This is a genomic window from Lewinella sp. W8 (assembly GCF_004375085.3).
GTDB lineage: Bacteria > Bacteroidota > Bacteroidia > Chitinophagales > Saprospiraceae > Neolewinella.
In genome coordinates this window covers 165,263-179,150 of record NZ_SNAQ03000006.1, presented here as the reverse complement: position 1 = coordinate 179,150, position 13,888 = coordinate 165,263, and the positions used below count along the sequence as shown (strand labels likewise).

Annotated in this window: 11 protein-coding genes; 6 read left to right on the top strand and 5 right to left on the bottom strand. The window is 56.6% G+C overall.

The genetic code is table 11. From position 1 onward, the window contains the following. Positions 1–68: 68 nt before the first annotated feature. Positions 69–1,373: an aspartate aminotransferase family protein gene (locus E1J53_RS08995; protein WP_134272602.1), complete on the bottom strand. Its 1,305-nt coding sequence runs from the start codon at positions 1,371–1,373 to the stop codon at positions 69–71. A gap of 197 nt (positions 1,374–1,570) precedes the next feature. On the opposite strand from E1J53_RS08995, the gene E1J53_RS08990 reads away from it, so the two are divergent. Both E1J53_RS08990 and E1J53_RS08985 read left to right on the top strand, forming a co-directional pair. Then, positions 1,571–3,547 carry a GNAT family N-acetyltransferase gene (locus E1J53_RS08990; RefSeq protein WP_173021414.1) on the top strand — a complete coding sequence of 659 codons (1,977 nt, stop codon included), beginning with the start codon at positions 1,571–1,573 and terminating at the stop codon, positions 3,545–3,547. A gap of 81 nt (positions 3,548–3,628) precedes the next feature. After that, complete coding sequence (locus E1J53_RS08985; protein ID WP_134272600.1) at positions 3,629–4,411, top strand: shikimate dehydrogenase; 783 nt, start codon at positions 3,629–3,631, stop codon at positions 4,409–4,411. 123 nt (positions 4,412–4,534) lie between these two features. Here the strand turns inward: E1J53_RS08985 and E1J53_RS08980 are convergent, their stop codons facing one another. Both E1J53_RS08980 and E1J53_RS08975 read right to left on the bottom strand, forming a co-directional pair. Then, positions 4,535–5,485, bottom strand: a complete 951-nt coding sequence (locus E1J53_RS08980) for a DUF368 domain-containing protein (protein WP_134272599.1) — start codon at positions 5,483–5,485, stop codon at positions 4,535–4,537. Position 5,486: 1 nt separating this feature from the next. Continuing rightward, complete coding sequence (locus tag E1J53_RS08975; protein ID WP_134272598.1) at positions 5,487–5,966, bottom strand: hypothetical protein; 480 nt, start codon at positions 5,964–5,966, stop codon at positions 5,487–5,489. Between the two features lie 79 nt (positions 5,967–6,045). On the opposite strand from E1J53_RS08975, the gene recN reads away from it, so the two are divergent. After that, a complete protein-coding gene (recN, locus tag E1J53_RS08970) occupies positions 6,046–7,713 on the top strand; it encodes a DNA repair protein RecN (protein ID WP_134272597.1) in 1,668 nt (555 codons plus the stop codon). Between the two features lie 89 nt (positions 7,714–7,802). On the opposite strand, the gene E1J53_RS08965 is transcribed toward recN, so the two are convergent. Then, on the bottom strand, positions 7,803–8,585 hold the full coding sequence (locus E1J53_RS08965) for an OmpA family protein (protein ID WP_134272596.1): 783 nt from the start codon (positions 8,583–8,585) through the stop codon (positions 7,803–7,805). A gap of 157 nt (positions 8,586–8,742) precedes the next feature. Continuing rightward, positions 8,743–9,759: a Smr/MutS family protein gene (locus E1J53_RS08960; protein ID WP_134272595.1), complete on the bottom strand. Its 1,017-nt coding sequence runs from the start codon at positions 9,757–9,759 to the stop codon at positions 8,743–8,745. 75 nt (positions 9,760–9,834) lie between these two features. Here E1J53_RS08960 and E1J53_RS08955 point away from each other — a divergent pair, with 75 nt between their 5' ends. The 3 genes from E1J53_RS08955 to E1J53_RS08945 all read left to right on the top strand — a co-directional run bounded on the left by E1J53_RS08955 (position 9,835) and on the right by E1J53_RS08945 (position 13,857). Next, the gene (locus E1J53_RS08955; protein WP_134272594.1) at positions 9,835–10,491 is read left to right on the top strand and encodes a bifunctional 2-polyprenyl-6-hydroxyphenol methylase/3-demethylubiquinol 3-O-methyltransferase UbiG; all 657 of its coding nucleotides are present in this window, start codon (positions 9,835–9,837) and stop codon (positions 10,489–10,491) included. Between the two features lie 188 nt (positions 10,492–10,679). Beyond that, on the top strand, positions 10,680–11,519 hold the full coding sequence (locus E1J53_RS08950) for a glycerophosphodiester phosphodiesterase family protein (protein ID WP_173021413.1): 840 nt from the start codon (positions 10,680–10,682) through the stop codon (positions 11,517–11,519). Between the two features lie 4 nt (positions 11,520–11,523). Then, positions 11,524–13,857 (top strand): hypothetical protein, encoded by a 2,334-nt coding sequence (locus E1J53_RS08945; RefSeq protein ID WP_134272592.1) that lies wholly within the window; start codon positions 11,524–11,526, stop codon positions 13,855–13,857. Positions 13,858–13,888 lie beyond the last annotated feature (31 nt).

Genomic DNA, 13,888 nt, shown 5'->3' with positions numbered 1-13,888 from the left:
GGAATTATCGTGCTCTGCCGGAAGGAGCAACCTCACGTTATTGTATTCTAAATTCGGCATCCTAAATCCTAAAGCCTCGATCCTAAAGCCTTCCCGATCGCCTGGTCCAGAATTTCCACGCCCAGGTCAATTTCGGAGGTGGTGATGGTCAGGGGCGGAGCGATCCGGAAGACGCCGCCCATGCCCTTGACGCGCACGATGTTCATGCTCAGGCCCATCGTGAGGCAGTAATCCGAGATCCGGTGACCGAGTTCGACGTCCGGTTCGCGGGAGTTGCGGTCCTTGACGATTTCGACCCCGAGCAGGAGACCCCGTCCCCGGACGTCACCGATGCATTCGTGACGCTCCTGCAGGGCTTCGAGCTGGGTTTTCAGGTAGGCGCCTTTGATGGCCGCCTGGGTGGCCATGTCTTCTTGGAGGAGGATGTCCATCATCGCCAGTCCGACGGCCGCCGGCAGTGGGTCGGAGATGTGGGAGGTGATGTTGATGAATCCTTTCTCGAAGCAGTTCTCCTCGATGTCTTTACTGGTTACGGTGGCCGCCAGCGGCAGGCCGCCGCCCAGGGTTTTGGAGAGGGTGAGGAAGTCCGGCGCCGCGCCGAGGGGCTCGTAACCGAAATTGGTGCCCAGTCGTCCGAAGGCCGTTTGGGCTTCGTCAAGGATGAGGTACAGACCGCGCTCGGCGCAGAGTTCCCGCAGGCGCTGGTAATACTCCGGCGTCAGTTCCACGATGCCCGCTGCGCTCAACACCGGCTCCACGATGCAGGCGGCGTAGGCGCCGACGGACTGCCGGTCTACCATGGCCATGCCCACCTCCAGGCAGGAGTTGTCGCATTTGTTTTTGCAGTGTTTGATGGGACAGCGGTAGGCGTAGGGGGCCGGAATGGACAGGTTTCCGGGAATGTTGGGCCCGTAGCCCCGGCGGGTGGAGGAGTAGGTACTGGACTGCGCCCCGGCCGTCATGCCGTGCCAGGAGCCGATGAATCCAATGATTTCGTACCCCCCCGAGGCGAGCTTGGCCATGCGGATGGCCACTTCATTGGATTCGGATCCCGTGTTTACGAAGAGCAACTTGTCGAGTCCTTCCGGGAGCAGCGCCGCCAGGCGCTGGCTAAGCTCGATCACTTCCGGGGAGAGCATGGTGCTGAGCAGGTGCAGACTCCGCTCGGTGGCTCCGTGGATTGCCGAAACTACCCTGGGGTGGTTGTGCCCGAAGACGGAACACATTTGTCCGGAGGTAAAATCGAGGATCGCCTGGCCTTCGTCGGTGTAGATGTAGCTACCTTCCGCCCGGATAATCCGGATGGGCGAAAAGTCTCCGCAGTATCGGATGAGGGTCTGTTCCGCTTCGGTGAGCCACGCCGGTTTGTCCATGCCTGAGTAAGTTGTTCGGGTGAAGTTGGAGCAATCATGGGAGAATTGCAACCCGGAGAGAAAACATTTTTGTTTTAAAATAAAATAATAAACAACATTTAATTAAAATTGCTTACCTTTGTCTTACTTGAATTCCCGGAGTCGGGGAGTTAATTGAACCCCTTTGGGTTCCGGCAGTGATAAAAAATCCAATGAGTATGCAGTTCCGCCCCGGTCGTGAGCGTGATTTTACGCACTTGGAGACCTTCGTCTGGCAAGCCATCTTCCCGGCCTTTGACCGGCCGGGGCTGCGTGCGGACCAGCGGGCAGAAAACGACGGCCTGGTGGAACGCGCCCGCACGGAGGTGATCACCGCCTTCGATCATCCGCATCAGACGGTCTTCGTTGCCATCGACCCCAAAACGAGGACGCTGGCGGGCTACCTCATCGCGGACGGCAGTCCGCGTGCCTACGCCGAAATCAAGCGACTCATCGTTAAGCGCAGTTTCTGGGGTAAAGACGTCGGTAGTGGCTTGCTGGATATGGCGACGGATTTTATCGGTCGGGATCGTGCCATCTCCCTGCTCGTGCGCCACTACAACGAACGGGCCATCGCCTTTTTTGCCAAGCATGATTTTGTCCACACCGGGGAATCCGCCGGGAGCGACCCCATCCCCAAAGTCCTGATGCTTCGGGAAGCCTACGAAGATTACGTACCCTCCGGGAAGGGCGAGGTGGAAGAATTGCCGGTCCTGGAGGACGACTTTCCCTCCGCAGCGGATGAACCCATTTATGAGCAATTACCCGATTACAATTTGCGGGTTGACGAGGAACCGCTTTTCGTTCCCGGAGAAAATGCCTTGTCCACTTCCGCAGCAAATCAGGAACCGGAAGAAAGTTATCTTTCCGAAACCCAGCTTTCGGAGTTGGAGGCCTTCATCGCCCGGGCCCGCGCAAAAAAGGAAAAGCAAGGTACCGCAAAACCCCGGCCGAATGCCGCAGGTGTGGGTAAGGTCAAGCCCGGAGAGTCCATCGAATTTGAGGTGGATTACGGTCATCGTGCTAAAACAGCGCCTCCAAAGAAAGAAAAGCAAGATACTCCCCGTCGGAGTTTTGATTTCGCCTTCGAAGCTCCTCCGGGAGGTCCGGCTTCCACAAGCGGCCGGACGCCTTCCCCCCCGCCACCACCCAGGCGACCAGCCGCCCCGCCAAAGGAGACTGCGCCGGTTCACGCCTATTGCGCCGCCTGCGCCACGCAGCTGCCGGCAACGGCCCGTTTCTGTTTTCAGTGCGGTCACCCTCAGGAGGCCGCAGGTTCCACGGCTACCAAATCAACTTCCACTGGTCCTGAGGCGACTGCGGTGCAGGAGGAAGCGCCGTTGGAAGACGTGCTGATTCTGGAGGAGCTGCCCCGCCAGGAGCCTGCCACAGCAAGTTCGGCCTCCGCACCCCCAAAGCCAAAGATTCCCCCCCGGAAGGAGGAAGGCTCTGTTTCCATCACGGACCTTAAACAGGATTTTCGCGCGGCCCTCCTCGAGCGACTGACTGCCTACTTTGGTGCCAGAAGCCACCGGAAATATTTACAGTGTCTAGCCGAGGATGAAGCCTTTCAGCGGCTTCGGGATGGCAGTCTTGGTAGCCTTCACCGTTGGTTACAATCGGGCCCCGACCGGGTGGCTGCCGCCCATCGGCAGCGGGATACCTTCGCGGACCTGATCGAATACTTCATCGTAGAAACCGCCGGTGATCTGAGTAAGGGAATTTTCCCTCAGCGCCTCTTGCGGTATCAGAGTACGGACTGGGAAAAAGTGGATCTTTTCCGGTTGACGATGGATTACCTGGATTTTGAGCGAGAGAGTGAAACGGTCTACACGGACTTTGTGACCATGCCCTCGCGGGCCCTGAAGAACGCCAGCCAGTCCTTCCTCAAGGCAGGGAAGGACGAACGGGTATTCCTGATTTGTGACCAAAGCCTGATCAGTCGGGCCAAAAACGGTTTTGCGGTAACGGATTCCGGATTGTACTGGAAGAGCGTTCTGCAACCGGCGGGCGCAACCACCTTCACCACCCTGACCGAAGTGAGGATGGAACAGGGGCACCTGGTGATTGATGGCCAGTATTTTGACGCAGGTGGTCGACTGAACCTTAAGATGGCCCTTTTACTTGATAAGCTGAAACGGATGAAGGTAGGTTAGTAATTATTGGCTGACGGTTGGTGGTTTTTGCTCCGGCCGCAGGAACTAGGAAAGACAACTCACGGTTTCTACCTTTACCGTATGACCTTTGGATTAATTGGCTACCCCCTTACCTACTCATTTTCCCGTAGCTACTTCACGGAAAAATTCCGGGAATTAGGGCTTTCAGATACCCACCGATACCTCAACTTTGAAATGGAGACGGTAGATGGCTTCCTGGATTTACCCGGGCAGTATCCTGATTTACGGGGATGCAACGTAACCATCCCGCATAAGCAAAGTATCATTCCGCTCCTGGACGAATTGGACCCGGCGGCCGAAAGGATCGGGGCCGTGAACTGTATCCTCTTTGAGGATGGTCGATCAAAGGGATTCAACACCGATTACCTGGGGTTTCGGGATGATTTGTTGGAAAAATTGGATAATTCTCCCCAGATACTGGGAGGGACTTTCAATCTTGGGCCGAAAGCTATGTTATCGGAGCAGCGTGCCCTGGTATTGGGTACCGGTGGCGCTTCTCTGGCGATCCACGAAGCCCTGCGCTCATTGGGCATGGAAACTTTGGCGGTAAGCCGTACGGAGGGAGATGACCGGGTGACCTATGCGGACCTGACTCCGGAGTTGGTCAAAAGTCATTTGGTGATCGTGAATACTACGCCGCTGGGGATGAGTCCGCGGATCGATACCTGTCCGGACATCCCCTACGAGGAAATTACCGCAGAGCATTTTTGCTACGACGTTGTGTATAATCCGGCCGAAACACTCTTCCTCAAAAAGGCCAAGGCACAAGGAGCGGGAATCGCCAATGGAATGGGGATGCTGCACGGTCAGGCCGAAGCCGGCTGGGCCATTTGGCGGGGGTAATCTGCCAAGTGGAGTGGGGGGAGAAATTTAAAAATTTCGTCGACAGAGTCTACTAGTAGACTCTGTCGACGTAGATCGAATTTTACCCGATTTTTTCCATTTATCCCACTCCAATCCCGGACCTCAGATCTCCTTATCCTCCAGAATATCCTTCGTATCGGGGGTGAAGTGATCCATCACAAACACGATAATCAACCCCACCAAAAAAGCAATGATTACCCCCGGAAGGAAGGTGTCACCTTCCGTGTAATTGTCGGGGAGTACCGGAACTTCCAGCAACGCAACTTCTTCTCCTTTACTGTTCAGGCGGGTGGTCAACGGATTGCGCCACGGCCACAACTTATTGAGGGAGCCCAACATGAATCCGGTCAGGATGGCCAGGGTCTGATTGGGATAGCTTTTGAAGGTGTAGGTGAGTAGGCGGCTGAAGAGTGCCAGGCCGATCAAACATCCCAGGGCAAAAACGATGACGATCTGAATCTTGCCTAATTCTCCCCCCACCAAATCACGCACGGCGGTAAATACTACCGTGTACATCCCGAGCAAGAGCAGAATAAAGCTTCCCGAAATTCCGGGGAGAATCAGGGCCGAAATGGCGATGGCCCCCGCCAGGAAGACAAACAGCAGCGAAGAACTGCCCGCCATGGGATTTATGGTTGTCAGAAAGTAGGCGATGGCGATTCCGAGGATCAACAGGACAATGGAAACGCCGCCCCAGTGGGTAATTTGCCGGCCGATGTAGATGGCCGAACTGATGATGAGTCCGAAGAAAAACCCCCATACTACCGGAGGGTAGTGGACCAGCAGTTCGGTGATCCCCAGGACCGCAAGAATCAGCCCTCCGACCATGCCGATGCCCAATTGCAGGAGAAATCCTCCGTCAGCGGCCTTCCAGGCCGCCACGATTCCTTCTTTTCGCAGCGTACCGATGACCTCGGGACCAAGGATTTTTCCAATGGCCAGCAGCAATCGCTCATAAATTCCCGTGATGAAGGCGATGGTGCCCCCACTTACCCCGGGGATGGCTTCGGCAATGCCCATGGCCATTCCCTTTAGGATAATTGTAATGTTCATATTAGTCTTGTTGGACGGCTTCGTACATGGCCCGGATGGCTTCTTCTCCAAACAGTACCCCAAAGGCATTCTGGAAAACAAATTCCTGGTCTCCCTGGTAAACAATGTACCGGAAGCCGTAGTGCGATGTGCTGTCAATTTGGTTCTGGAAGATGAAACCGTCGGCCTCTTCGGAGACCACCTGCTCAAAGTAACGATTGGCCCGTACCAGCTCCAGTTGGTCCGCCTTCAGCCGGGCCATATCATTGGTGGAGGCACGACTGGCCAGAATTTGGATAGAGAAATTATCCTCCAGACTTTTAACCGTCACGTCTTGCATGATGCCGGAAAGGGTACTGGAGGCTACCTTGGCACTATCTGGTGCCATTATCGTCATGGGAATGTTGTAGCGGGTGAGGTCGAGCTCAGACCACTGGGATTCCGGCGCATTCTCGCAGGAAAAAACAACCAAAACCAAAAGGAGAAGGATAAATTGGCGCATGGATAAGATTTATTTGCGGCCGCAAACTTACAAAGCCGCCGCCGTTTGTAAATTTGTGTTTTTCCAACAAAAATAACCCATGATTAAGCGCCTACATATCCGCAACTACGCGCTCATCGAAGAATTGAGCCTGGAGTTTGCTGATGGACTTAGCATCATCACCGGTGAAACGGGGGCGGGTAAGTCCATCGTACTGGGGGCACTCAATCTTATTTTGGGTGGACGGGCCGATACCAAAACCCTCTTCGATCAGGAGAAAAAATGTATCATCGAAGGAAGGTTTGACGTCGCGGCCTATTCCCTGCAGGAATTTTTCTCCCAGGAGGACCTCGACTACGACGAAGAACTGATCATCCGGCGGGAAATCACTCCCTCCGGGAAAAGTCGTGCCTTCGTCAATGATACCCCCACCAATCTGAAGGTGCTCAACCACTTGGGCAGCACGCTGATTGATCTCCACCAGCAGTTTGATACGCTGTACATCAACAACTCCAGTTTCCAACTAGAACTGCTGGACGCACTCGCCGAGCAACGGGGGCTGGTCAGCAATTACCGGAAACAGTACGCCCGTTGGCAACGGGTGGGAAGGGAACTGGCTTCCCTCCACGAAGCGGCGGCTCAGGCCCGGCGGGAACAGGAGTTTCTGGAATTTCAGGTAAACGAATTTGAAGAGGCCGCCCTCGAGGCCGGCGAACAGGATACCCTGGAGGGGGAACGCCACCGGCTCAGTAATGCTGATGAGATCAAGCAGCTGACCTCCGGCGCTTTCCATTTTCTCACCGAAGACGAAAATTCGGTCAGCAACCAACTGATGAGCATCAGTCAGCGGTTGACGCCGCTGGCCGCCGGGGACCCACAACTGCGGCAACTCTACGAACGCTTCGAGGGATTACGGATCGAACTCGACGAAATTGCCGCTGACCTGGAAACCTTTGGCGACGGAACGGAAGTCAATCCGGAACGCCTCGAAGAAGTTCAGGAAAGGCTCGACCTCATCTACCGCCTCCAGAATAAACACGCCGTTACGAGCGTAGAAGACCTGTTGGAAATCTACCAATCCCTGGCCGATCGACTCGGCCAGTTTGCGGACTTGGGCGGCAATATTGATCGTCTGACGGAGGAGCAGGCCCAACTGGAACTCGAACTTCGTGGCACCGGCGAAAAACTACGGGCGGGCCGCCAACGCGTGGCACCCGATTTTTCCCGGAACGTGCAACGACAACTCGCTGACCTCAGCATGGAAAACGCCCAGCTGGTGGTCGACTTCAGTGAGTTGGACCGTCCGGGACCCCACGGCCTGGATGAGGTGCAGTTCCTCTTTTCCGCCAACAAGGGCGGCAGGCTGCAAACCATCAAAAGCGCCGCCAGCGGCGGCGAACTGAGCCGACTCGCCCTGGTCACCAAAAGCCTGGTGGCCTCCGCCATGGAACTCCCGACGCTCATCTTCGATGAAATCGATAGCGGCGTTTCCGGAGACGTAGCCCAGAAAATGGGAAGCATCCTCACGGACCTGAGCCGTCACCATCAGGTGGTGGTCATCACCCATAGCCCCCAGGTCGCCAGTCGGGCCGATCGCCACTACTTCGTCTACAAACAGGACAAGGAGGAACTTAACCGCACCATTACCCGCGTGCGCGAACTCAATGAGGACGAACGCATTCGCGCCATCGCTACCATGCTCAGCCAGAATCCCCCCAGCGACTCCGCACTGAAGAACGCCCGCGAACTGGTCGAAGGACGAGGGTAAAGGAGGATTCAGGATTGAGGATTAAGGCTTGAGGATCGAATCCCAAATCCTCAAGCCTTAATCCTAAAACCTAAATCCTAAAACCTAACCTACCCCGCCGTGGAATTTTTGGCCAGGTCAAAGAACTCTTCCAGGTTCGGCGTAATGACGATTTCCGTGCGGCGGTTCATCGCGCGGCCTTCGGGGGTGTTGTTGTCGCCGCGGGGATCGTATTCGGAGCGGCCGGCGGCCGATAGACGGGCGGGATCTACGTAAAATTGGTCGACGAGTTCCCGAACAACAGCCGTGGCGCGCATCGTACTCAGTTCCCAATTGTCGCGTACGCCGCGTACGTTTACGGGGACGTTATCGGTATGCCCCTCGACAATGACGTTGAGGTCACGGTGATCGTTGAGGACCACGCTGACTTTGTCCAGCACCCGAATGGCATCCTCGTTGATGCGGGCGCTACCGGAGGCGAAGAGCAATTTGTCACTGATGCTTACGTGGACTTTTCCACCCCGAACTTCCACCTGCACGTCTTCGTCCGCAATGTCATCCAGCGAGCGCTTGAGGTTCATCACCAGGGCCAGGTTCAGGCTATCTTTGCGTTGAATGGACCGGTTAAGTTCCGTGATGTAGCTGGTTTGCCCACTGATGCTCTGGAGGCTTTCCCGAATACTGGTGGCGCCTTCTTTGCTGATGACGGAGAGGTCTTCCATCCGGGCGAGGAGATCGCCGTTGGTTCGTTGGACACTTTCCAACTGAGAACTAAGCATCTCACGTTGCTGCTCACTGGAGCTAAGTTTGGTTTCCAGTTCCTTGACTTTCCCCTGATTGCAGGAGGAAACCAGGAGGGTAAGGAAGAGGAGGGGAAGAATAGTCAGTTTCATAAAACAATCCGTTGGTTTGAAAAACGTGGCGTCACCGGAGTGAACGTATAGACTCGTGCAAAAGCCCACCACGGCGGAAGCCCCGAATAAAGGGTGTTAAGGCGGGGATTCCGGCCCCATAACGATAGCAAACCGGGTTTTCGCACGTGCGGAGGCGTCAATCGAAGGTTACTTCGGTGGCTCCGTAGCCAAATTTGGGGTGATATTCGTTGGTGAATTTTCGGATGAAGGGCGTTTGGCGAAGCCGTTTGTGAATTTCTTTTTTCAGTACACCATTGCCCACGCCGTGAACGATGAATACCTGGTCTACCCCCAGTCGCAACGCCCGCTCCAGATAGTCATCGAAGTACCGAAGCTGGGTAGAAAGTACCTGGTGCCGCGGAACGCTCTTGGGGTCCTTCACCAAAGCTTCGAGGTGAAGGTCCAGTACTTCCTCGAACTCAAGTTTACTCGCCAGATCAGTTGCCACCAATTTTTTATCAGCGCCTTTTTTGGGCCGACTGGCCAGCTGTTGGGCCGTAATGGCTTTGAGGGAGGGACCGGATGGCGATGCCGCAGGTGCCGAGACCTTGGTGTCGAGCCGTGGAAACACGTTATACAGGTGGGCCTCCCGGTGTAGTCGGGGTACGTCCACGTAGCGGGCAAAAAACTGCTTACCCCGAATACGGAGGTCCTGAAAGTGCCGGGGCCCGGTGCCGCCCGTCAGAATGGGGCGGACGTCGAGCTGACAACTCAGCTTTTCGTTGAGCCACTGGTAATCGATGGCCTCCAGTCGCTTTTTACCACCACCCTCCAGTTGGCCAAATTTGGCCCAGCGGCGCTGTCCGTGGGTTAGCACCCGCAGTTCATAGATGATCTTATGTGGGGTGCCGTTGAGCAGGTACACCTCGTAGGCCACGGGCTCGGCCTGGTTGTTGAGTTGGGGATCGAAAGCGAGCTCCACTCCGGGATAATCCCCCGCTTCCGGCACCGGATCAGCGGCCGGAACATCTTCTTTTTCTGCGGGCGGTGGGGGAGTAGTGGGCACAAGCTCCAGGCTTTCTTCGGGGAGGGGAAGGTGCCCCATACCGCCGTCCAGCTTCACCTGGACGAGTCCTCCCGGCAACAATCGGGTTACCGTGCCAAAGTTCTCCGTGCGCTTCATGCGCACCCGCTGACCAACCGCAAATTCCATGCGGCGAAGGTACGTCCCCCGGAAGCTTTTGTCGTCGAATCGGAGTAAAAACCAAAGTTCCGTTACCTTCGGCCCATGACCCCGAAAATCACCTCTCGCTGGCGGGTGGCACAGTACCTGGAACGGCGCTGGTGGCGCCGCTACCTCCGTGCGCAGGACCCGCAGGCCTACCTGCGGAACAAGCGGGACTACTGGGTAAACACTCTGCGTATGCTGGAGTGGGAGGTCGTCCCGGGGCGGCGGTCCCTGGACGCGGGCTGCGGGCCCGCCGGAATCTTCATCGCCCTGCACGAACAAGAACGGATGACGGCCATGGACCCCCTGCTGGACGCCTACGAAAAGGATCTGGCCATCTTTTCCCGACAAGACTATCCCGGCGTCCGTTTCCTGACCGGCCATCTGGAAACACCACCGGAAAGCCTGGAGCCCTTTCCCGCCATTTACTGCTTGAATGCCATCAACCACGTGTCCGACTGGGACCGCAGCCTGGAGCATCTGACGGCCCTGGCGGCACCCGGCGCGAGGCTTCTGTTGTCGAGTGACGTCCACCGCCACCGGTGGTTACTTCCGATCTTCCGGGCCCTGCCCGGAGACCTTCTCCACCCGCAGCAGCACCCGGCTTCGGCCTACCGGCGGGCGCTGGAAAAACGGGGTTGGACAATTGAACGGGAAGTTGTCTTGCGGGAAACTGCTATCTTTAATTATGTTGCCTGGGTAGCCACGAAGCACTGACCTCGCTCGAAGACTTACTTTACCACGCCTGAGACCCCAAAACTGACGATCTCGTCGACCTAACCAATGTGAAACCCCAAATGAACCTATCATCATTGCTCTTTCCAGTATTGCTGTGCACCTGCGTTCTCGCCCCCCTGAGCTGCGGCGGACCTGACGGTCAGCCGGAAAGAGAATCCGTAACTGATATGACAAGCAACGCAGTTTTTGACTGGCAGGGACACCGGGGCGCCCGGGGACTGCTCCCCGAAAATACCATCCCGGCTTTCCTTCGTGCCCTGAGCTACCCCGAAGTAGTTACCCTGGAATTAGACGTCGTGATTTCTGCCGACGATCGCGTGATCGTGAGCCACGAACCCTGGATGTCTCCGGAGATTTGCCTGAGTCCCGCCGGAGACCGACTCCCCGAAGAGCAAGACAAACGGATCAGCATCCGCAAACTGACCGCCGAACAAATCGCGGCCTACGACTGCGGTCGACTGCCGCATCCCCGCTTCCCGGAACAACAACAGCGGCCCGCCGAGAAACCCACCCTGGCGGCCGTATTTGCCGCCGTAGACCGTTTCTGCATCCAGCAGGACCGGCCCTCCCCCCGCTATAACATTGAGCTCAAGTACGAACCCGATCTGGAACCCGAATTTGTCCCTGATCGCAACACCTTTGCCGATTTGGTTCTCGAAGACGTTGCCGCCTGGGGAAAACCCGAGCTGGTAACCCTCCAATGCTTTGACCCTCCAATGCTTGAGGTGATTAGGAGTAAAAACCCTGATATTCAATTGGCTTACCTCGATGAGTTTCCGGGGAACTTGAAGCAGAAAATGGATAGCTTGGGCTTCGTTCCTCCGATTTATAGCCCCTACCACGAACCCCTCAACGCAAATTTGATGGATTCCATTCGGCAACTGAATATGCGGGTCGTCCCCTGGACCGTTAACGAAGTGGACCGGATGCGGGAACTCATCAAACTGGGCGTCGACGGAATCATCACCGACTATCCGGATCGCATCGCCACCGCACTAAAAGAATAACCTCATGAGGACTTCCTCCAAAGCTTTCCGCCACTTATGGATTTTCCTCGCCCTGCTTACGGGGGCGGTGGAAGGATTCAGCCTTACCTCCTGTAGTATGGCACCCGCCACCGAAAAGATTGCGGAACCCCCACGTCGGCAGGTGCAGCGTCAGGCCATGCGGGCCGCTAACTGGCGCTTTGTGTACTGCCTGGAAGCGGGGCAGGAATCAGAAAAACTGGTGGCTCTACTCCAGGAAATTGCTCGGGAGCAACCCTTCGACAAACGGATCGAGGTACTGGATTGTGCCTCCGTCCCGGAAGATAGCCTGGGCACGGGACCGATTTCTGTTTTTGGCAACCGAATCCCCAACATTCGTAATGTTTCTTTCCCGGTGCAGCGAGGCGATCGGGGCTGGACGTTTAATGATAGCGTCACCATGGCGCCCCGGGACTGGCTGCTCATCCCGGCCTACCGGAATCCCTGGTCGTTGCCGGGACGTAACCCCACCACGGCCACCTTCTTTTTGTCCGGTGACGTGGACGAAATGGTTAGGGACCTGCGCGAAGAGTTTGTCGGAGAATGGAATCGGATGTTCTGGCCCAACTGGGCCTACGAACTCCACCGGGCGAACGGTGATCAGTACTACGGTAGTTACGCGGACACCTCCTGGAGCTTTAGTGCCAAGGATGAAGTACGGCTGTTGGCCGCCGACGAACCGGTCTACGAAGGAGAAGAAATCAAAGTATTTGCCTACGATGGCCCCGCCGTTATGGAAGAACTGGAAGAGATCACCAGTGGACTCAAAAAGACCAGAACGCTGGCGGCGCAATTTTTGCCCGCGGCCCTGAAGAAAAATATCGAGGTAAGGGTTTATCCAAGTTTGGAGAGAATTGGCTTACGTCGGGGCCGGATGGATCCGATTCAGTTTGATGAAGAAAAAAGGGTGCTGCATCTCGTGCCGAGCTTCCTACGGCCGGGAGAATTACTCTTATCGGCGGAAAGCTGGCGGGCCTGGATGAACGAGGACATTTCCGTCGATCAGGAGTACCTGGCTTACCTCCTCCAGGAATACTTCAGCGGGCAATTACCGGGCATGGAGCGGAGAAGTCGGGAAGCTCTCGCCCTGGCTTCCACCGGCTTTTATCAGGAGCAGGGACAAAACGACTCCCCCCTAATCCGGGAACTTCAGCTCCGGATTCTTGCCCGGGAGAGAATTTCCCGTTACGATTTGCGGGCCGGTAGTGTAACGGAGGCCGTCAAGTCCGGCCGTAAAGAAGGCGCTCAGTGGCTGAAGAGTGTGGTGGCCGGAGGTGTCGAGCTGGACATGACGATGCCCCAACGCCGCCCCAATGTATCGGTGCCCACTTACCAGAAGCATATGCCGCGCGAAGCGCTGCGGGGAATGACCTTCGCCCATGAAGGCTACCGGGTCCACAATGGTTACGGCGGAGATAAAATAAAGGCCTCCATGGACAGCCTTGACGAACTGGCCGTCAATGCCCTGGCGGTGGTTCCCTACACCTTCATGCGCAATCCGTCGCAGCCGGTGCGATTGCCAATCGTTCAGGAAGCGGGCTCGGAAAATGACGCCGCGACGGCCTGTTCCATCCGGGAGGCCAAAGAAAAGGGGTGGTTTGTCCTCCTTAAGCCCCAAATCTGGCTGGGTGGTGGTCACTGGCCCGGTGACGTCGGTTTCGAAACGGACGAAGACTGGCGAGCCTTTTTCCAGCATTATGAAAACTGGATCATGCATTACGCCCTGCTGGCCGAAAGGGAGCAGGCAGACGCGCTGTGCCTGGGCACGGAGCTGGTAAAAACTACGCTTCAACGTCCGGAGGACTGGAAAGCCATCATCGAGAAGGTCCGTCGGGTTTACGGCGGAAAGTTGACTTACGCGGCGAACTGGGGGGAAGAATTTGAGGGCTTCACCTTCTGGAAGGAGTTGGATGCCATCGGCCTCAACTCCTATTACCCCCTGGCCGAAACCGATGAAGTAACGGACGAAGCCCTCCTGGCGGGGGCCCGCCGGTGGATGACCATGGCCGAGAAAGTCAGTAAGCGGGACGGTCGCCCACTGTGGCTCACGGAGGTTGGGTTCCGCTCCGTTTCTCAACCCTGGAAGAACCCCCACGCGGAGGCCGGAGACCGCTCCGCCAACGAGGAGGATCAGGCCCGGTGTTTCCGGGCCCTGACCACGGCCGCCGCTGAGACGGAGTCCCTGAGGGGGATGTTCGTCTGGAAGTGGCCCAGCTACCTGGGCCATCGGCGGCGCGGCAGGACGACAGATCGTGGATTTACCCCCGGCGGAAAGCCCGCCGCCACGGTATTGGGGGATTTTTACGAGAATTGGGAGTAACTTTAAACACTCGCCGCTTTACCCAATGAGC

What these genes read in the sequence shown, in the direction of transcription:
- E1J53_RS08995 (WP_134272602.1), bottom strand. Translation starts at nt 1,373, where the DNA reads ATGGACAAACCGGCGTGGCTCACCGAAGCGGAACAGACCCTCATCCGA.
- E1J53_RS08990 (WP_173021414.1), top strand. Translation starts at nt 1,571, where the DNA reads ATGCAGTTCCGCCCCGGTCGTGAGCGTGATTTTACGCACTTGGAGACC.
- E1J53_RS08985 (WP_134272600.1), top strand. Translation starts at nt 3,629, where the DNA reads ATGACCTTTGGATTAATTGGCTACCCCCTTACCTACTCATTTTCCCGT.
- E1J53_RS08980 (WP_134272599.1), bottom strand. Translation starts at nt 5,485, where the DNA reads ATGAACATTACAATTATCCTAAAGGGAATGGCCATGGGCATTGCCGAA.
- E1J53_RS08975 (WP_134272598.1), bottom strand. Translation starts at nt 5,966, where the DNA reads ATGCGCCAATTTATCCTTCTCCTTTTGGTTTTGGTTGTTTTTTCCTGC.
- recN (WP_134272597.1), top strand. Translation starts at nt 6,046, where the DNA reads ATGATTAAGCGCCTACATATCCGCAACTACGCGCTCATCGAAGAATTG.
- E1J53_RS08965 (WP_134272596.1), bottom strand. Translation starts at nt 8,585, where the DNA reads ATGAAACTGACTATTCTTCCCCTCCTCTTCCTTACCCTCCTGGTTTCC.
- E1J53_RS08960 (WP_134272595.1), bottom strand. Translation starts at nt 9,759, where the DNA reads ATGGAATTTGCGGTTGGTCAGCGGGTGCGCATGAAGCGCACGGAGAAC.
- E1J53_RS08955 (WP_134272594.1), top strand. Translation starts at nt 9,835, where the DNA reads ATGACCCCGAAAATCACCTCTCGCTGGCGGGTGGCACAGTACCTGGAA.
- E1J53_RS08950 (WP_173021413.1), top strand. Translation starts at nt 10,680, where the DNA reads ATGACAAGCAACGCAGTTTTTGACTGGCAGGGACACCGGGGCGCCCGG.
- E1J53_RS08945 (WP_134272592.1), top strand. Translation starts at nt 11,524, where the DNA reads ATGAGGACTTCCTCCAAAGCTTTCCGCCACTTATGGATTTTCCTCGCC.